The 18,784-nt window shown below is 69.7% G+C and carries 13 protein-coding genes and 1 tRNA gene; 12 read left to right on the top strand and 2 right to left on the bottom strand.

Annotation, left to right across the window (positions count from 1 at the left end; genetic code table 11):
- Window position 1: 1 nt before the first annotated feature.
- Window positions 2–505 (bottom strand): hypothetical protein, encoded by a 504-nt coding sequence (locus tag ACWIDW_RS09655; RefSeq protein WP_454124840.1) that lies wholly within the window; start codon window positions 503–505, stop codon window positions 2–4.
- 204 nt (window positions 506–709) lie between these two features.
- Here ACWIDW_RS09655 and rpoB point away from each other — a divergent pair, with 204 nt between their 5' ends.
- The 4 genes from rpoB to ACWIDW_RS09675 all read left to right on the top strand — a co-directional run bounded on the left by rpoB (window position 710) and on the right by ACWIDW_RS09675 (window position 9,307).
- Window positions 710–4,210 (top strand): DNA-directed RNA polymerase subunit beta, encoded by a 3,501-nt coding sequence (rpoB, locus tag ACWIDW_RS09660; protein ID WP_454124841.1) that lies wholly within the window; start codon window positions 710–712, stop codon window positions 4,208–4,210.
- Window positions 4,211–4,256: 46 nt separating this feature from the next.
- Window positions 4,257–8,132 (top strand): DNA-directed RNA polymerase subunit beta', encoded by a 3,876-nt coding sequence (rpoC, locus tag ACWIDW_RS09665; RefSeq protein WP_454124843.1) that lies wholly within the window; start codon window positions 4,257–4,259, stop codon window positions 8,130–8,132.
- A gap of 102 nt (window positions 8,133–8,234) precedes the next feature.
- Window positions 8,235–9,140, top strand: a complete 906-nt coding sequence (locus tag ACWIDW_RS09670) for a carbohydrate kinase family protein (protein WP_454124845.1) — start codon at window positions 8,235–8,237, stop codon at window positions 9,138–9,140.
- A gap of 86 nt (window positions 9,141–9,226) precedes the next feature.
- Window positions 9,227–9,307, top strand: a tRNA-Tyr gene (locus tag ACWIDW_RS09675).
- Between the two features lie 71 nt (window positions 9,308–9,378).
- Here ACWIDW_RS09675 and ACWIDW_RS09680 read toward each other — a convergent pair.
- A complete protein-coding gene (locus tag ACWIDW_RS09680; RefSeq protein WP_454124847.1) occupies window positions 9,379–9,696 on the bottom strand; it encodes a DUF2249 domain-containing protein in 318 nt (105 codons plus the stop codon).
- A gap of 56 nt (window positions 9,697–9,752) precedes the next feature.
- Here ACWIDW_RS09680 and ACWIDW_RS09685 point away from each other — a divergent pair, with 56 nt between their 5' ends.
- The 8 genes from ACWIDW_RS09685 to ACWIDW_RS09720 all read left to right on the top strand — a co-directional run bounded on the left by ACWIDW_RS09685 (window position 9,753) and on the right by ACWIDW_RS09720 (window position 18,649).
- Entirely contained in the window at window positions 9,753–10,412 is a 660-nt protein-coding gene (locus tag ACWIDW_RS09685; protein ID WP_454124848.1) for a helix-turn-helix transcriptional regulator, read from the top strand.
- Between the two features lie 155 nt (window positions 10,413–10,567).
- Window positions 10,568–11,746, top strand: coding sequence for a hypothetical protein (locus ACWIDW_RS09690; RefSeq protein WP_454125307.1), 1,179 nt, complete (start codon window positions 10,568–10,570; stop codon window positions 11,744–11,746).
- Window positions 11,743–14,409: a multicopper oxidase domain-containing protein gene (locus ACWIDW_RS09695; RefSeq protein ID WP_454124850.1), complete on the top strand. Its 2,667-nt coding sequence runs from the start codon at window positions 11,743–11,745 to the stop codon at window positions 14,407–14,409. The genes ACWIDW_RS09690 and ACWIDW_RS09695 overlap by 4 nt, the downstream gene beginning before the upstream one ends.
- A 208-nt stretch (window positions 14,410–14,617) precedes the next feature.
- Entirely contained in the window at window positions 14,618–15,109 is a 492-nt protein-coding gene (locus tag ACWIDW_RS09700; RefSeq protein WP_454124852.1) for a nucleoside deaminase, read from the top strand.
- Between the two features lie 9 nt (window positions 15,110–15,118).
- Entirely contained in the window at window positions 15,119–15,610 is a 492-nt protein-coding gene (locus ACWIDW_RS09705; protein WP_452322184.1) for an FBP domain-containing protein, read from the top strand.
- Window positions 15,611–15,678: 68 nt separating this feature from the next.
- Window positions 15,679–16,470 carry an enoyl-CoA hydratase/isomerase family protein gene (locus tag ACWIDW_RS09710; RefSeq protein ID WP_454124854.1) on the top strand — a complete coding sequence of 264 codons (792 nt, stop codon included), beginning with the start codon at window positions 15,679–15,681 and terminating at the stop codon, window positions 16,468–16,470.
- Window positions 16,471–16,544: 74 nt separating this feature from the next.
- The gene (locus ACWIDW_RS09715) at window positions 16,545–17,858 is read left to right on the top strand and encodes a hypothetical protein (RefSeq protein ID WP_454124856.1); all 1,314 of its coding nucleotides are present in this window, start codon (window positions 16,545–16,547) and stop codon (window positions 17,856–17,858) included.
- Window positions 17,855–18,649: an inositol monophosphatase family protein gene (locus tag ACWIDW_RS09720; protein ID WP_454124857.1), complete on the top strand. Its 795-nt coding sequence runs from the start codon at window positions 17,855–17,857 to the stop codon at window positions 18,647–18,649. Before ACWIDW_RS09715 ends, ACWIDW_RS09720 begins: the two co-directional genes overlap by 4 nt.
- Window positions 18,650–18,784 lie beyond the last annotated feature (135 nt).

Below are 18,784 nucleotides of genomic sequence, written 5' to 3' on the forward strand. Positions count from 1 at the left end.
GTCACTCTCGCAGCGCAGGGTCGCGCGCCCAGCGCCGAGCCAGCGCGCGCACGCGAAGAGCGCGCGCCTGCCACGAGACCCACAGCACCGGCCACAGCAGCGCTGCGGTCGGTCCGCCGAAGGTGAGCCGGTCCCGCCACAGCGTGCGGTCGGGTCGTCCGGGTTGAGCGGATACCGCCATCTGGTGGTCCCACACGTCGAGCCCAGCGAGAGGGCCGGTGAGGGGGATGCCGCTGTCGCGGAGGATGCGCACCGCGCCGTCCGGCGCATCGACCGTGCGATCGCTGATGTGGATCAGCTGCGTCCCGACCGGGATGCGGCCGAACGCGGCCAGCCGCACCGGCACCTCGTCGCCGGGCGTCCACCGCTCCGGCAGCCCCTGCGGCAACAGGGGCTGCATCTGCAGCAGGGGAGCGTACAGCTCGCCGACCACGCGCGGCGAATGCAGCGCCCGCCAGGCGGTGTCGGCGTCGCAGTCTATGGTGAACTTCAGCACGATGCGCATACTGCAGTGTCGCTCATACCCCAGCATCCGGCATTGGTCAAGGATTCCGCTTGCCATGTCGTGAAATCGTGCGTATAGTCGGTAGTTGCGCTCGCTTCTCCGTGCCCTCATATGGTGGTCGGCATCCGTTGAGCTCTCGAGCGCGTTCTCCACCGACGTCTAGGAATCGACCAGCCCCTGCCCGGGCTCACGGAGGTTACTCCCTTGGCTGCTGCTCGCAACGCATCCACATCCACCACCAACAAGAACGGCCGCGGAGTCTCCCGCCTCTCGTTCGCCAAGATCTCCGACACGCTGACGGTCCCCGACCTGCTCGCGCTGCAGACCGAGTCGTTCGGCTGGCTCGTCGGCAACGACGACTGGAAGGCGCGCGTCGCCGAGGCCAAGAAGGCCGGACGCAGCGATGTCTCCGAGGTCTCGGGTCTGGGCGAGATCTTCGAGGAGATCTCCCCGATCGAGGACCTCGGCGAGACGATGCAGCTCTCGTTCACGAACCCGTACCTCGAGCCCGAGAAGTACTCGATCGACGAGTGCAAGGAGCGCGGCAAGACCTACGCCGCCCCGCTGTACGTCGAGGCCGAGTTCATGAACCACCTCACCGGTGAGATCAAGACGCAGACCGTCTTCATGGGCGACTTCCCGCTGCAGACCGACAAGGGCACGTTCATCATCAACGGCTCCGAGCGCGTCGTCGTCTCGCAGCTCGTCCGCTCGCCCGGCGTCTACTTCGACAAGACCCCCGACAAGACCAGTGACAAGGACATCGTCACCGCTCGCGTCATCCCCAGCCGCGGCGCGTGGCTCGAGTTCGAGATCGACAAGCGCGACCAGGTCGGCGTGCGCATCGACCGCAAGCGCAAGCAGTCCGTCACCGTCTTCCTGAAGGCGCTGGGCATGTCGAGCGAGCAGATCCTCGCCGAGTTCGCCGGCTTCCCCTCGATCGAGGAGACCCTGGCGAAGGACACCATCCTCACCCAGGAAGACGCGCTGCGCGACATCTACCGCAAGCTGCGTCCGGGCGAGCAGGTCGCCGCCGAGGCCGCGCGCTCGCTGCTCGACAACTTCTACTTCAACCCGAAGCGCTACGACCTGGCGAAGGTCGGTCGCTACAAGATCAACCAGAAGCTCGGTCTCGCGGCTCCGCTCACCGACTCGGTGCTGACCGTCGACGACATCGTCGCGACGATCAAGTACCTGGTGCGCGTGCACCGCGGCGACGAGACGTTCGAAGGCATCCGCGGCGGCAAGAAGGCCGAGATCCGCATCGCGACCGACGACATCGACAACTTCGGCAACCGTCGCATCCGCGCCGTCGGCGAGCTGATCCAGAACCAGGTCCGCACCGGTCTGTCGCGCATGGAGCGCGTCGTCCGCGAGCGCATGACCACGCAGGACATCGAGGCGATCACCCCGCAGACCCTGATCAACGTGCGCCCCGTCGTGGCCGCGATCAAGGAGTTCTTCGGCACCTCGCAGCTGTCGCAGTTCATGGATCAGAACAACCCGCTCGCGGGCCTGACCAACAAGCGCCGCCTGTCGGCCCTCGGCCCCGGCGGTCTCTCGCGTGACCGCGCCGGCGTCGAGGTGCGCGACGTGCACCCCTCGCACTACGGCCGCATGTGCCCGATCGAGACCCCGGAAGGCCCGAACATCGGTCTGATCGGTGCGCTCGCGACGTTCGCGCGCATCAACTCGTTCGGCTTCATCGAGACCCCGTACCGTCGCGTCGTCGACGGCGTCGTCACCGACCAGATCGACTACCTCACGGCAGCCGAGGAGGTCGACTTCAACATCGCCCAGGCGAACGCGCCGCTCGACGCGAAGAACAAGTTCCGCGAGAGCCACGTGCTGGCACGCCCCCGCGGCGGATCGGGTGAGGTCGACCTGTTCCTGCCCGAGGAGATCGGCTACATGGACGTCTCGCCGCGCCAGATGGTGTCGGTCGCGACCTCGCTCGTGCCGTTCCTCGAGCACGACGACGCGCAGCGCGCCCTGATGGGCGCCAACATGCAGCGTCAGGCCGTGCCGCTGCTGCGCTCGGACTCGCCGCTCGTCGGCACCGGCATGGAGGGCTACACCGCCATCGACGCCGGTGACGTGGTCACCGCGCTGAAGGCCGGTGTGGTCAGCGAGGTCTCGGCGGACCGCGTCGTCGTCATGCTCGACGAGGGCGGCACGCAGGAGTACCACCTGCGCAAGTTCGACCGCTCGAACCAGGGCACGTCCTACAACCAGCGCGTGATCGTCAGCGCCGGTGAGCGCGTCGAGGTCGGCGAGGTCATCGCCGACGGACCCGCCACCGAGAACGGCGAGCTCGCACTCGGCAAGAACCTGCTCGTCGCGTTCATGCCGTGGGAGGGACACAACTTCGAGGACGCCATCATCCTCAGCCAGGAGCTGGTGAAGGACGACACCCTCTCGTCGATCCACATCGAGGAGTACGAGGTCGACGCCCGCGACACCAAGCTGGGCAAGGAGGAGATCACCCGTGACCTCCCCAACGTCAGCCCCGAGCTGCTGAAGGACCTCGACGAGCGCGGCATCATCCGCATCGGCGCCGAGGTCCGCCCCGGCGACATCCTCGTCGGCAAGGTCACGCCGAAGGGCGAGACCGAGCTGAGCGCCGAGGAGCGCCTGCTGCGCGCCATCTTCAACGAGAAGAGCCGTGAGGTCCGCGACACCTCGCTGAAGGTTCCGCACGGTGAGCAGGGCACCATCATCGCCGTCAAGGAGTTCGACGCCGAAGAGGGCGACGACGAGCTGGGCTCGGGCGTCAACCGTCGCGTCGTGGTCTACATCGCTCAGAAGCGCAAGATCACCGAGGGTGACAAGCTCGCCGGCCGCCACGGCAACAAGGGCGTCATCGCGAAGATCCTGCCCGTCGAGGACATGCCGTTCATGTCGGACGGCACGCCGGTCGACGTCGTGCTGAACCCGCTCGGCATCCCGGGTCGAATGAACTTCGGCCAGGTGCTCGAGACCCACCTCGGCTGGATCGCCAAGACCGGATGGAAGGTGGAGGGCAACCCCGAGTGGGCCGCCCAGCTGCCGGAGAACGGTCGCGACGTCGCCCCGAACACCAAGGTCGCGACCCCCGTGTTCGACGGTGCCAGCGAGTCCGAGATCTCGGGCCTGCTCGACTCGACCCTGCCGACCCGTGACGGTGTGCGCCTGATCGACTCTTCGGGCAAGACGCTGCTGTTCGACGGCCGCTCCGGCGAGCCGTTCCCGGCTCCCGTCTCGGTCGGCTACATGTACATCCTGAAGCTGCACCACCTCGTCGACGACAAGATCCACGCTCGCTCGACGGGCCCGTACTCGATGATCACCCAGCAGCCGCTCGGCGGTAAGGCGCAGTTCGGTGGACAGCGCTTCGGTGAGATGGAGGTGTGGGCTCTCGAGGCCTACGGTGCCGCGTACGCACTGCAGGAGCTGCTCACGATCAAGTCCGACGACATCCTCGGCCGCGTCAAGGTGTACGAGGCGATCGTCAAGGGCGAGAACATCCAGGAGCCCGGCATCCCCGAGTCCTTCAAGGTGCTCATGAAGGAGATGCAGTCGCTCTGCCTGAACGTCGAGGTGCTCTCGGCTGACGGCACCGCCGTCAACCTGCGGGACACCGACGACGAGGCCTTCCGCGCAGCGGAAGAGCTCGGCATCAACATCTCCAGCCGCTTCGAAGCCGCGTCGATCGACGAGATCTGATCTCGGCAATCGACAAGCGACAGATTTTTTCTACACAGGAGAACTAGTGCTCGAATCAACCACTTTCGATGAGCTTCGAATCGGCCTGGCCACCGCTGACGACATCCGCGGATGGTCCTTCGGTGAGGTCAAGAAGCCCGAGACGATCAACTACCGCACGCTGAAGCCTGAGAAGGACGGCCTCTTCGGCGAGCAGATCTTCGGACCCTCCCGCGACTGGGAGTGCGCCTGCGGCAAGTACAAGCGTGTCCGCTTCAAGGGCATCGTCTGCGAGCGCTGCGGCGTGGAGGTCACCAAGAGCTCCGTCCGCCGTGAGCGCATGGGTCACATCGAGCTCGCCGCTCCCGTGACGCACATCTGGTACTTCAAGGGTGTTCCCTCGCGCCTCGGCTACCTGCTCGACATGGCGCCGAAGGACCTCGAGAAGGTCATCTACTTCGCCGCCTACATGGTGATCTCGGTCGACGAGGATGCTCGTCACCGCGACCTCGCCACGCAGGAGAACAACATCCGGCTCGAGCTGAAGACGCTCGGCGACCGCCGCGACGCGAAGATCGCGGAGCGGATGGCGAAGCTGGAAGAGGAGCTCGCCGCTCTCGAGGCGGAGGGTGCCAAGGCCGACGCCAAGAAGAAGGTCAAGGACGCCGCCGAGAAGGAGATGACTCTCACCCGCAAGGGTGCCGACGAGGCGATCGCCAAGCTCGAGCGCGTGTGGGAGGACTTCCGCACCCTCGAGGTCGGCGTGCTGCGCCCCGAGGACGACGTGTTCCACGAGCTGCAGGACCGCTTCGGCCAGTACTTCGAGGCGCACATGGGCGCCGAGGCGATCAAGCGTCGCCTCGAGACCTTCGACCTGAAGGCCGAGTCCGAGAGCCTGCACCTGCAGATCTCGGAGGGCAAGGGCCAGCGCAAGATCCGCGCGATCAAGCGCCTGACCGTCGTCAACTCGTTCCTCGAGACCGGCATGAGCCCGGCCGCGATGGTGCTCGACGTCGTGCCGGTGATCCCGCCGGAGCTGCGTCCGATGGTTCAGCTCGACGGTGGCCGCTTCGCGACCAGTGACCTGAACGACCTGTACCGCCGCGTCATCAACCGCAACAACCGTCTTCGCCGTCTGATCGACCTCGGCGCCCCCGAGATCATCGTCAACAACGAGAAGCGGATGCTGCAGGAGGCCGTCGACGCGCTGTTCGACAACGGCCGCCGTGGTCGCCCCGTCACCGGAACCGGCAACCGCGCCCTGAAGTCCCTCAGCGACATGCTGAAGGGCAAGCAGGGTCGCTTCCGTCAGAACCTGCTCGGCAAGCGCGTGGACTACTCGGGCCGTTCGGTCATCGTCGTCGGCCCGCAGCTGAAGCTGCACCAGTGCGGTCTGCCCAAGCAGATGGCTCTGGAGCTGTTCAAGCCGTTCGTGATCAAGCGCCTGATCGACCTCGGTCACTCGCAGAACATCAAGGCTGCCAAGCGCGCCGTCGAGCGCACCCGCCCCGAGGTCTGGGACGTGCTCGAGGAGATCATCCGCGAGCGTCCGGTGCTGCTCAACCGCGCACCCACGCTGCACCGTCTCGGCATCCAGGCGTTCGAGCCGCAGCTCGTCGAGGGCAAGGCCATCCAGCTGCACCCGCTCGTCTGCGCGGCCTTCAACGCCGACTTCGACGGTGACCAGATGGCCGTGCACCTGCCGCTGTCGGTCGAGGCTCAGGCCGAGGCCCGTGTGCTGATGCTCGCCTCGAACAACATCCTCAAGCCGTCGGACGGCCGCCCGGTCACCCTGCCCTCGCAGGACATGATCATCGGTCTGCACCACCTGACCACGGTCAAGGAGGGCGCTGCCGGTGAGGGTCGTGCGTTCGGCTCGGTCTCCGAGGCGATCCTGGCCAAGGACGAGGGCACCCTCGACCTGCAGGCGAAGATCCGCATCCGCATCCCGGGGCTCACCTTCCTCGAGGGCGAGGCACCCGAGGGCTACGAGCGTCACGGTCTCGTCGACGCGTCGCTCGGTCAGGCGATCTTCAACGACGCACTGCCGAAGGGCTACCCCTTCGTGCGCGGTGTCGCCGACAAGGGCAAGCTGTCGCAGATCGTGAACAAGCTGGCCGAGGAGTACCCCAAGGTCGAGACGGCCGCCACGCTGGACCGCATCAAGGATGCCGGTTTCCATTGGGCGACCCGCTCGGGTGTCACCGTCGCGCTCAGCGACATCCTCACCCCGCCGAACAAGGCCGAGATCGTCGCCACCTACGAGAAGCAGGCAGCGAAGGTCCAGTCGCAGTACGACAAGGGTCTGACCACCGACGCCGAGCGTCGCCAGGAGCTCATCAAGATCTGGACCGAGGCGACCGACGAGGTCCAGGCCGCGATGCGCGAGAACTTCCCCGAGGACAACACCATCAACCGCATGGTGTCGTCGGGTGCTCGCGGTAACTGGCTGCAGATCCGCAACATCGCGGGTATGCGCGGTCTGGTGAACAACCCCAAGGGTGAGATCATCCCTCGTCCGATCATCTCCTCGTACCGCGAGGGACTGTCGGTGGCGGAGTACTTCATCGCGACGCACGGTACCCGCAAGGGTCTGGCCGACACCGCTCTGCGCACCGCCGACTCGGGTTACCTGACCCGACGTCTGGTGGACGTCTCGCAGGACGTCATCATCCGCGAGCAGGACTGCGGCACGTCGAAGGGCCTCGAGCTCCCGATCGCCGCTCCCAACTCGCAGGGTGTGCTGACGCGCGACGCGAACGTCGAGAACTCGGTGTTCGCCCGCACCCTGGCATCCGACGTCGTCACCGAGGCCGGCGAGGTCGTCGCCACCGCCGGTGAGGACGTGGGTGACGTGCTGATCGACAAGCTCGTCGAGGCCGGCATCGAGACCATCAAGGTCCGCTCGGTGCTGACCTGCGACTCGGCCGTCGGCGTCTGCGCGCAGTGCTACGGCCGTTCGCTCGCGACCGGCAAGACCGTCGACATCGGCGAGGCCGTCGGCATCATCGCCGCTCAGTCGATCGGTGAGCCCGGTACCCAGCTGACGATGCGCACCTTCCACACGGGTGGTTCGGCCTCGGCCGACGACATCACCCAGGGTCTGCCGCGTGTGCAGGAGCTGTTCGAGGCTCGTACCCCGAAGGGTGCCTCCCCGATCGCCGAGGCCGACGGCCGCATCACGATCGAGGAGACCGAGAAGGCCAAGAAGGTCATCCTCACGCCCGACAACGGCGACGAAGAGGTGGTCTACCCGGTGCTGAAGCGTGCGACGCTTCTCGTCGAGGACGGCCAGCACGTCACCGTCGGTCAGCCGCTGCAGGTCGGCACGCTCGACCCGAAGGAGGTCATGCGCGTCATGGGTGCCCGCGAGGTGCAGAAGTACCTCGTCGGCGGCGTGCAGGGCGTGTACCGCTCGCAGGGTGTGCCGATCCACGACAAGCACATCGAGGTCATCGTCCGCCAGATGCTGCGCAAGGTCACCGTGGTCGACCACGCTGACACGACGTTGCTTCCGGGTGAGATGGTCGACCTGAAGCGCTACCAGCAGATCAACCGTGAGGCCGTGGCAGAGGGCAAGCGCCCCGCGTCGGGTCGCCCGGAGCTGATGGGTATCACGAAGGCGTCGCTTGCGACCGAGTCGTGGCTGTCGGCGGCATCCTTCCAGGAGACGACCCGCGTGCTCACGCAGGCCGCCATGGAGGGCAAGCGCGACCCGCTGGTCGGTCTCAAGGAGAACGTCATCATCGGTAAGCTCATCCCGGCCGGAACCGGTCTGTCGAAGTACCGCAACATCACGGTCGAGGCGACGGAAGAGGCCAAGAGCGAGCGCTACCCGAACCGGATCTTCGCATCCGACGGGGCGTACGCCGACGGCGACTTCGGCTACGTCGACTTCGACGCGTTCTCGACGGACGACATCACCCCCGGCACCTACAACTGATAGGTCCTGAGTGAGTTGAAGGCCCCGGCCCCTCTTCGGAGGGCCGGGGCCTTTCCCGTACCGCGGGTCCCGTCGGCCGACCGCCCGCGGTAACCTCGCAGCATGACTGCTGTGGTGATCGGGGATGCTCTGATCGATGAGATCCATGATGCTTCGGGCGTGCGCGAACTGGTCGGCGGAGCGGCGCTGAACGTCGCCGTCGGGCTGCGCCGACTGGGCGTGCAGACGACGCTCATCGCGATGGTCGGCGACGACGAGGCAGGGGACCACATCCGCGAGTACGTGCGCGACCACGGCGTGCGACTGATCGAGAGCCCATCTCCGCTCGGGTCGTCGAGGGCGGTCGTGACGTGGTCGCCCGCGGGCGAGCCGCAGTACGACTTCAACGATGCGGCTCGCGGCCGCAGCATCCGGTACGGCGACGAGGCGCGCGAGGCGATCTCGGCGGCGGACGTGGTCGCGATCAGCTGCTTCCCGTTCGATCGGACCGTCGAGGTGGATGCGCTGGTCGACGCGCTGGGGGATGCCCGCATCGCCGTCGACCCGAATCCCCGCAGCGGCATGATGGGCGATGTCGCGGAGTTCGTGCGCGGGTTCGAGCGGCTCGCCGCCAGGGCGGCCCTGGTGAAGGTGGGCGCCGACGATGCGGCGATGCTGTACGACGGAGGTCTCGACGCGCTGCGCGAGCGTCTGCGTCGGCTCGGTGCCGGCGCCGTGCTCGCCACCGCGGGCGCCGACGGAGCGGTGCTCGAGTCGGACGCCGGCGTGTTCCGGGCGCCGATCGCGACGCTTCCCGGCCCGGTGATCGACACCGTCGGCGCGGGGGATGCGACCCTCGCGGCGGTCGCTGCAGGGCTGTCGCAGGGCGAGCCGAAGACGGATGACGAGTGGCAGCAGCTGCTCGATGGCGCGATGCTCATCGCCGCGGCGACCTGCCGCGCCGAGGGCGGCCTGCTGCGCACTCCGGAGTCGCTGCGGGAGTCGGAACGGGGCGTGTTCGGCAGCTGACCGTTCGATTTCTCACCGCCGCCGACGACCGGTATGCTTGATCTTCGCGCCCCCGGTTGGCTGAGAAAGCCGGACGGGTGTGCACTGGCAAGTTGCCCGAGCGGCCAAAGGGAGCTGACTGTAAATCAGCCGCGTAAGCTTCGGGGGTTCGAATCCCTCACTTGCCACATCCAGACCGAAGGCCCTCGCATCGCGAGGGCCTTCGTCTTTCCCCGGGTGCTGAACGCGCCGCCGCCGATCAGCCGGCGTTGCGCACCAGGATCCGCCAGCGCTCCGGCCCCTCGTCGAGGTAGCGGGTGTGGAACGTGTCACCGTGCTTTCCGCGCAGCTGGGTGAGCAGGGGAACCGGGTCGTGCGTGGCCGAGATCACCAGTGCCGCGCCGGGCTGCAGCGACTCGATCGCGCCGAAGATCGCCGCGTGGCGCACCGCGTGCGGGATGGCCTGCGCGTCGAGCTCGGGCAGCTGCTCGTCGTGAGCGCCGCAGGCGCAGCCGGTGCCGCCGGCGGTCTGCGAGGTGGCTTCTGAACGCGACCGGTGGATCTCGATGCTTCCCATGATGTTCTCCGTTCCGAGGGTGGGGGTACGTCCCCGATTTTATTACACTGGAGACCGTGGAAAATGTAGAGGTTGCCGGAGACGAACCCGTGCGCCGCGGCGCGGACGGCCGCCGGCACTCGTCCACGCGCGAGCGCATCCTGCGCGAGGTCGAGTCGCGCACCTCGGCATCCATCTCCGACATCGTCGTCGCGACCGGACTGCACGAGAACACCGTCCGCGAGCACCTCGATCGGCTCCGCCGCGACGGACGCGTGCGCCGGGTGCGCGCCGAGGCGCAAGGGCGGGGTCGACCGGCGTGGCGCTGGCAGACGCCTCCGGCCGACGCCGTCGATCCGTACGCGGGCCTCGCGCTCGCGCTCGCCGACACCCTCACCCGGGTCGCCGCCGACCCGGTCGCCGAGGCCCGCGCCTCGGGTGAGCAGTGGGGCGATGAGATCGCGACCCGGCATCCGGATGCCGCAGCCTCCCCCCGCGCGATGATCCTCGACGTCATGCGCGAGCAGGGCTTCTCGCCGACCGACGACGGCGATGAGATCCTGCTGCACCGGTGCCCGCTGCTCGCCGCGGCCGCCCGCCGCGCCGACGTCGTCTGCGCGGTGCACGAGGGGATGATCGCCGGCATCCTGCGCTCCCGCGACGAGACGGCGGATGCCGAGCTGCTGCCGTTCCGGGCCGATGGCGCCTGCGCCCTGCACCTGCGGAGCGCCTCGTGACCGCCGGCCCGCGCCCGGCCGCCGCCGGCCCGGCCGCTCCCGCCGAGAACCCGGATTCTGCGAGAGAAACCCCGCCGCACGTGGTTTCTCATGCCGAACGTGGTTTCTCACGACGCCCGGCACGGGGTCGCCGGCCGGGGGCGCGGCTGGTGTGGATGGTGCCCGCCGGGGTCGCCCTGCTCGCCGGGCTCGACGCCGGGCTGCTGCTGCTCGGGCTGCCCGCCCCGGTCACCGCCGAGCGGCTGCCCGCGGTGCACGGGATGCTTCTGGTGCTCGGCTTCGTGGGCACGCTGGTCAGCCTCGAGCGCGCGACCGCCCTCGCCCGGCCGCTCGGCTACGCCGCGCCCGCGCTGCTCGGCGCCGGCGGGGTCGTGCTCGTCGTCCCGGTCGTGCCGCTGGTCGCCGCGAAGATCGTGCTCGCCGCGGGCGCGGCATGTCTCGTTGCGCTCTACGCCCCGCTGTGGCGTCGGCAGTACGACCACGCGCTGCTCACGCAGCTGCTCGCGGCGGGTCTCGCGCTCGCCGGGGCGCTGATCTGGATCGGGCAGGATGCCCTGACCCGCGTCATCCCGTGGCTGATCGGCTTCCTCGTGCTGACCATCGCCGCCGAGCGCGTCGAGCTCGCCCGCATCACGATGGGACCGCGGGCGGGCATCCGGCTGCTCGTGCACGGCTGGGCGGTGACGGGCGCGCTCGTCATCGGTCTCGTCCTCCCCGACGCCGGGGCGATCCTGCTCGGCGGCACTCTGCTCTCGCTCACCGGCTGGCTCGTCATGCACGATGTCGCTCGCCGCACGATCCGCGGCACGGGTGTGACGCGGTACATGGCCGCGTGCATCCTCGCCGGATACGTCTGGCTCGCGATCGCCGGCTTGGTGCTGCTGCTCGGCATGCCCGCCGCGCAGCCGGCGTACGACGCGGTGGTGCACGCCGTCTTCCTCGGCTACACGTTCTCGATGATCATGGCGCACGCCACGACGATCCTTCCCGCGGTGCTGCGGGTGCGCCTGCCGTACCGGCCGGCGTTCTGGGCGCCGATCGCCCTGCTGCAGGCCGCGCTCGTCGTGCGGGTGTGGCTGGGCGACGGGCTCGGGATGCCGGTGGCCTGGCGCATCGGGGGAGTGCTGGGCGTCGTCGCCCTGCTGCTGTTCGTGCTGACCGCTCTATACAGCGCGATGCGCGGGCCCGCCGCTCCGGCTCGCGCCCACGCTCCGGCTCCCGCTCGGGAGGAGGACGCGGCCGACGGCGGAGGGATGCTGCGCGGGGGCCCTCCGACACGTGCGATCTCCTCCCGAACGCGTGGGCAGAGCGCAGGCGAGGGGAGCACGTCATGACGAAGAACCGCGGATTCTGGCCCCTGCGCGACATACCGACGGTGGTGTGGCTGCTGCTCACGGTGACCGCCGCCCTCGCGCACCGCTCGCTGCCGATGCCCGGCTGGCTGATGATCCACCTTCTGCTGCTCGGCGCCGTCACGCACGCGATCCTCGTGTGGAGTCAGTACTTCTCGTTCGCGCTGCTGCGCAGCGCCGCCACCGACCGTGACCGCCGGCACCAGAGCATCCGGCTGATCCTGTCGAACTCGGCCACGGTGCTGGTGATCGCCGGCGTGCTCAGCGGGGTCTGGGCGGTGACGGTCGTCGGTGCCGCCGTGCTGATCGTCGCGGTCGGCTGGCACGCCCTGTCGCTCGTGCGGCGCGTGCGCGGCAGCATGCCGGGCCGCTTCGGCGGCACGATCCGGTACTACATCGCCTCCGCCGCGCTGCTCACGATCGGCGCCGCGCTCGGTGCGTGGCTCGCCCGCGGCGACTCCGAACCTCACGTCGTCGTCGCGCATGCGCTGATCAACGTACTCGGCTGGATCGGTCTCACCGTGGCGGGCACCGTGGTGACGCTCTGGCCCACGATCCTGCGCACCCGCGCCGACGAGGGCGCCGCGGCCGGGGCATCCCGAGCCCTTCCCGTCCTCGCCGGCGGCGTGCTCGTCGCGGCGGCCGGCGCCGCCGTCGCGCAGATGCTCGTCGTCGCCGCGGGCCTCGCCGGGTACGTCGTCGGGCTTGTGATCATCTTCGTCTCGCTGTTCCGCGCGGCGCGGCAGAAGGCTCCGCGCACGTTCGCCGCGCTGTCGGTCGGGGCGGCGCTGATCTGGTGGGCAGGCGCGGTGGCCATGATCGCGGTCGGGGCGGTCGCCGCCGCGCTGGACGGCGGCTTCACGGCACTCGGCGCGCTCGTCGGCCAGGTCGTGCCGTACCTGGCCGCGGGATTCGCTGCGCAGGTGCTCGTCGGTGCGCTGAGCTACCTCGTCCCCGTGGTGCTGGGCGGAGGCCCGACCCCGGTGCGCGTCGGCACGGCCGCGTTCGACACGGCCGGCGTGCTGCGGGTCACCGTGGCCAACGCCGCGCTCGCCGTGTGCGCCCTACCCGTGTCGAGCCTGATGCGCGTGGTCGCCTCGGTGCTGTACCTGGTTGCGATGGCATCGTTCCTGATCGTCATGTGGCGCGCGATGCGCGCCCAGCGGCACGCGAAGACGGCCGAGCCGGTCGACGCCGGCGAGGGCCCGCGCCGCCGCGGTCCGATCGTTCCCGAGGGGGAGCAGGCGCCGGGGCGGCGTGCCGGTCAGGCGGTGGCGGGACTGCTCGCCGTGGTGCTCGTCTCGGCCGGTCTCGCCGCGATCGATCCGGTCGGTCTGGGCTGGAGCGCAGCTCCCCCCGGAGCCGCGGATGCACCCGTGCAGACGGTTCGGGTCGAAGCGGCGAACATGCGCTTCACCCCGAATCGCATCGAGGTGCCCGTGGGCACCCGCCTGGTGATCGAGGTCGCGAACACCGACGACGAGCAGGTGCACGATCTCGTCTTCGCCAACGGCGTCGCCGGCCGGCGACTCGCCCCCGGCGAGAAGCAGACGATCGACGTCGGCGTCATCACCGCCGATCTCGACGGGTGGTGTTCGATCCTCGGGCACCGGCAGATGGGCATGACCCTGCAGATCGTCGCCACCGGTGCCGAGGCGGGTGGCGACTCGAACGCGACGCCGGATGCAGGTGCGCACGACATGAGTCACATGGGCGGCAGCTCTTCCGGCTCGGCACCCGGGGCGACCGATCCCACCCGTGCCGCTCCCGACCTGATGGCAGAGCCCGGGCCCGGATTCACGCCCCGCGATGCCGTGCTGCCCGCCCTTCCGGCATCCGATGCCCCGGTCACGCGCGAGATGACCCTCACCGTCCGCGACGAGAAACGCGAGGTGGCGCCGGGGGTGACGCAGACGCTGTGGACGTACAACGGCACCGCCCCGGGGCCGCTGCTGCACGGTCGGGTCGGCGACCGGTTCGTGATCACCCTCGAGAACAAAGCCACGATGGGGCACTCGATCGACTTCCATTCAGGCTCCCTCGCCCCCGACCGGCCGATGCGCACCATCCCTCCCGGTGCGAGCCTCACCTACACGTTCACCGCGACGCGCGCCGGCATCTGGATGTACCACTGCTCGACGATGCCGATGACCGCGCACATCGCGAACGGGATGTACGGCGCGGTGGTCATCGAGCCGCGCGATCTGCCCGCCGTCGATCGCAGCTACGTGCTCGTGCAGGGCGAGTACTACCTCGGCGACCACGACGGCGGCACGGCCGATCCCGATCGCATCGCCACCGGCGACCCCGACCTCGTCACCTTCAACGGATACGCGAACCAATACGACCACGCGCCGCTTCAGGCAGCGGTGGGCGAGCGCGTGCGGGTGTGGGTTCTGGATGCCGGGATCGAGCGCCCGAGCAGCTTCCACGTCATCGGCGGCCAGTTCGACACCGTCTGGTCGGAGGGCGCCTATCTGCTCGACCGCTCGGCCGACACCGGGTCGCAGGCTCTGGCGCTGCAGCCGGCGCAGGGCGGTTTCGTCGAGCTGACGTTCCCCGAGAAGGGCACGTACCCGTTCGTGTCGCACCTGATGATCGACGCCGAGCGGGGAGCGCACGGCCGCTTCGCGGTGCGCGACTAGCACCGCGCCCGCCGCGACCGGGGCGGCCGGGGCGGCCCGGGGTTCGGGGCGGCCCGGGGTTCCCGGGGTTCCCGGGGTTACGAATCGGGGGCCGACACTCCAGATGACGGACGTTTCACGGGGATCGGGCCGACATCTGGAGTGTCGGCCCCCGAAGTGTAAGCGGTGCAGCCGGTGCAGCGGCGCAGCCGGATGAGAAGGTGGAGCCATGAGTGCCATGGATGCCACAGACCTGACCCACCTGCGCCGTTGCGTCGACCTCGCGCGTGAGGCGCTCGACGCCGGCGACAAGCCGTTCGGCTCGCTGCTCGTCTCCGCCGACGGAGACGTGCTCTTCGAGGAGCGCAACCGGGTCGCCGGCGGCGATCACACCCGGCATCCGGAATTCGAGATCGCGCGGTGGGCGGCGGCGCATCTGACCCCGCAGGAGCGGGCGGATGCCACGGTGTACACCTCCGGAGAGCACTGCCCGATGTGCTCGGCCGCGCACGCCTGGGTGGGCCTCGGGCGCATCGCGTACGCCACGTCGTCTGCGCAGCTGTCGCAGTGGCGGGAGGAGTGGGGGCTCGGACCCGGGCCGGTGGCGGCGCTGCCGGTGCAGACGGTCGCCCCCGGCATCCCGGTCGACGGGCCCGTAGACGACCTCGTCGACGAGGTGAAGCAGCTGCAGCGACGCCTCGCCGAGCGCCAGTCTTCTTAGACTGGATCGATGCGACCACTCACCGAGGCCCAGGTCCGCGAGGCGATCAAGAACGCCGATGCCGATGAGATCGAGCAGATCGGGATGCCCCACGACTTCGTCCTGACCGACTGGGACTACATCGACTTCCTCGCCTGGCGAGACCCTGAATCGAGCCGTCGCGCGGTCGTGATCGTCGAGCACGACGGGCATCCGATGGGCATCGTGCTGCGCTCGACCGACCCGGCGCGGGTGCGCTCGGGCATGTGCAACATCTGCCGTACCATGCAGCCGGGCAGCCAGGTGGCGCTGCTGACCGCGAGACGCGGCGGGGCGAAGGGGCGCCGCGGCGACAGCGCCGGCACGTACATCTGCGCCGACCTGTCGTGCCACGACAACGTGCGTCTCGCGCATCCGCTCGCGCCGAGCGAAGTGCGCGCCCCCGGCCAGATCGACCAGCGGCTCGACGGCACGAAGCACCGCATGGAGGACTTCGTCGTGCGCGTCCTGTCGGAGGACTGACGGCACCAGCGGTGTGACGCTCAGTACCAGCTAGGCTGAAACCCCGTCTTGCGCATCGAAGGAGAGCCATGTCCGAGCCGCTTCAGCTCACGATCGACCAGGGCCTCGCCCGGCTCACGCTCAACCGCCCGGCGAGCCTGAACGCCTTCGACGCCGACCTGGCCCACGCCTGGCGGGATGCCACGGCCGAGGCCGTCGCGCGCGACGATGTCGGGGCCATCCTCATCGATGGCAACGGCCGCGCCTTCTGCGCCGGCGGCGACGTGGTCGCGATGTCGGCGAGCATGTCGGGCGGCCACGAGATCACCGCCCTCGCGCACGTCATCAACGCGGGCATCCTGTCGCTGACCACCTCGGCCATCCCCGTCGTCGCGGCCGCACACGGCACCACGGCGGGGGGCGGACTGGGCATCCTGATGTGCAGCGACTACGCGGTCGTCGGCGCGAGCTCGAAGATCGGCAGCCGCTACGCGAACATCGGACTCACGCCCGACCTGTCGGTCTCGGCGCAGCTCGCACGCGCGGTGGGCGAACGTCGGGCGCTGCAGCTGCTGCTGCAGGACCGGATGCTGACCGCCGAGGAGGCCGTCGACTGGGGCCTCGTCGCCGAGGCCGTCTCCGGCGCCGACCCGGAGGCGGAGGCGGATGCTGTGCGCGAGCGCGCCGAGCAGGTCGCCCGCTTCTGGCTGGCCGGTGCATCCGCCGCGTACGGGCAGGCGAAGCGCCTGGTGCGCTCGCAGCCGTCGCGCTCGTTCGAGCAGCAGCTGAGCGCCGAGGCCGACTCCATCGGCGCGGCCTTCGACACGGCCGATGCGCAGGCGCGCATCGCCGGATTCGCGGCCGCCTCGCGCAAGCGCTGAGGCTTATCCACAGCATCCGATCGTCCCCACGGGCGCGTGGGAGGATGAGACCACCGACCGGGGAGGATCTCACCATGTCCGACGCCACACCGTCAGCCGAGCATCCGGTGACCGCCGATGCGAACAAGCCCATGTCGTCGAAGCTGCTGCGCGGCGCCATCTGGATCGCGATCGGCGCTCTGATCGCCGCCGCCCTCGTGTGCGTGGTCTGGGTTCTCGTCGGCGACCAGGACGGCCTGATCGGGCGGGCGTTCCTCACGATCCTGCTGCTCGCCCTGTTCGCCGGCGTCGCGATCGCCGAGGCGCATCTGGCCGAGCGACGCCCCGACTGGCTCGCCCTGTCGAGCATGATCAGCTGGATCATCGTTCTGCTCGTCGGCGCCGTGAAGATCTGGCTGCCGCGTGACATGTCGGAGACCTTCGGCTGGGCGGGCGCGAGGTTCTTCCAGTTCCTGCTCGTGATCGCGATCCTGCAGCTCGCGCTCGTGCATGTGCGCCTGTTCACGAAGGCATCCCGCCGCTACGTCACGACCTTCACGCGGGTGATCGTCATGGTCACGTTCGCGATGCTCGCCGGCCTGGTCGCGCTGCTGGTGTTCCACCTGACCTTCCCCGACCAGTTCAGGTACGACGACCTGTACTGGCGCATCGTGGTCGCGCTGGCGATCCTCACCGCCGTCGGCACCACGCTGATCCCGCTGCTGAACGCCCTGTTCGCGCCCCGTGCGCCTCGCCCCGCGCGTCCCGTGGTCGCGGTCGCTCCGCAGCAGATGTGGCCCACCTACGCCGACGGTCGCACGCCGCTGCCTGCGCTTCCCGATGGCAGCCCCGACGTCAACGCGTACTACACGGGCCGCCCGACGTACGCGCCGCAGCAGGCGTCGTCGACCTTCCCGCAGCTCGAGGATCCGCATCACGCGCACGGGCAGGCTGCTCCCGCCGGTGCTCCGGCGGGGTCGCCGCCCGTGGCGCCGCGCGTCGAGCAGACGCGGGACGACAGCGCGCCGTTCGCGCATGTTCCCGGGCGCCACGGGGGCGCGCCCGCAGCGGGTGCGCCTTCGGCTCCGCCTGCTCCGCCGGCGCCGCCGGTGTGGCCTGCGCCCGCCGCTCCGGGGATGCCGTCGGGGCCGGGTGCTCCGGGTGCGCACTCCGCGCCGGGGGCTCCGGGGACGCACCCGGTGCCGGGTGCAGCGCACGGCGGACCTGGCGTTCCGGCGGCACCGCCCGCGCCGCCCGTTCCCCCGGCGCCCCCCGTCCCGCCGGCCGCTGGGCACCAGACCCCCGCGGCTCCGTCTGCCGGTCCGGTGCCTCCGGCGCCGTCCGCCGACGCGCAGCATCCGCCGGCCCCTGAGCCGCACGCGCCGCAGAGCTCCGAGGATCAGCGGTGATCGCAGCCGATCTGGGGGCGCTCGCCGCGGAGATCGCCCGCGAAGCCGGTGAGCTGGCTCGCCGTCGGCGCTCCGAGGGTGTGGCGCTCGCCGCGACCAAGTCCACGATCGCCGACATCGTGACCGAGGCCGACCGCGAGGTCGAGCAGCTCATCCGCGAGCGAGTGCGGGCCGAGCGTCCGGACGACGGGTTCCTCGGTGAGGAAACCGGCGCCGAGCGCTCTTCGAGCGGGTGCACCTGGGTCGTCGACCCGATCGACGGCACGGTCAACTACGCGTACGGCATCCCCGGATACTCGGTGAGCATCGCCGTGGTCGAGGGTGAGCCCGACCCCGAGCGCTGGCAGGGTGTCGCCGCAGCCGTCTGCGCGCCCGCGCTGGGTGAGCTGTTCACCGCGGTCCGCGGCGAGGGCGCATGGCTCGACGGCGCCCGTCTGGCCGTCACCACCGAGACCCCGGCAGGGGCGCTTCTCGCAACCGGCTTCGGATACGACCCGTCCACCCACGACGGCGACCTGGCCACGGTCAGACGCGCGATGGCCATGGCTCGCGACGTGCGACGCATGGGTTCTGCGGCGATCGACCTCGCCTACCTCGCGGCCGGACGCCTCGACGGATTCTTCGAGCGCGGTCTGAAGCCCTGGGACTTCGCCGCCGGGGCGCTCCTCGTCGAGGAGGCCGGGGGAGTCGTCACCCGTCTCGATCCCGCCGCCGCCAGGCCGATGCTGGTCGCAGGCGGCCCCGATGTCCACCGTCGGCTGTGCGAGTTGATCTCCGACCCGCGCGGCTGAACGGTATGTTCGGACTCATGGCTTTTTCAGCCTGAGCACGATAGCGTTTACCCGATCGTTACTTTTGCCGCCCGAACGGCGAGAGTGACCAAGCCCTTCCCCAGCTTGACCAGAAACCCGAAAGATCCGTTTTGC

It is taken from the genome of Microbacterium sp. NPDC055312, from assembly GCF_053645675.1.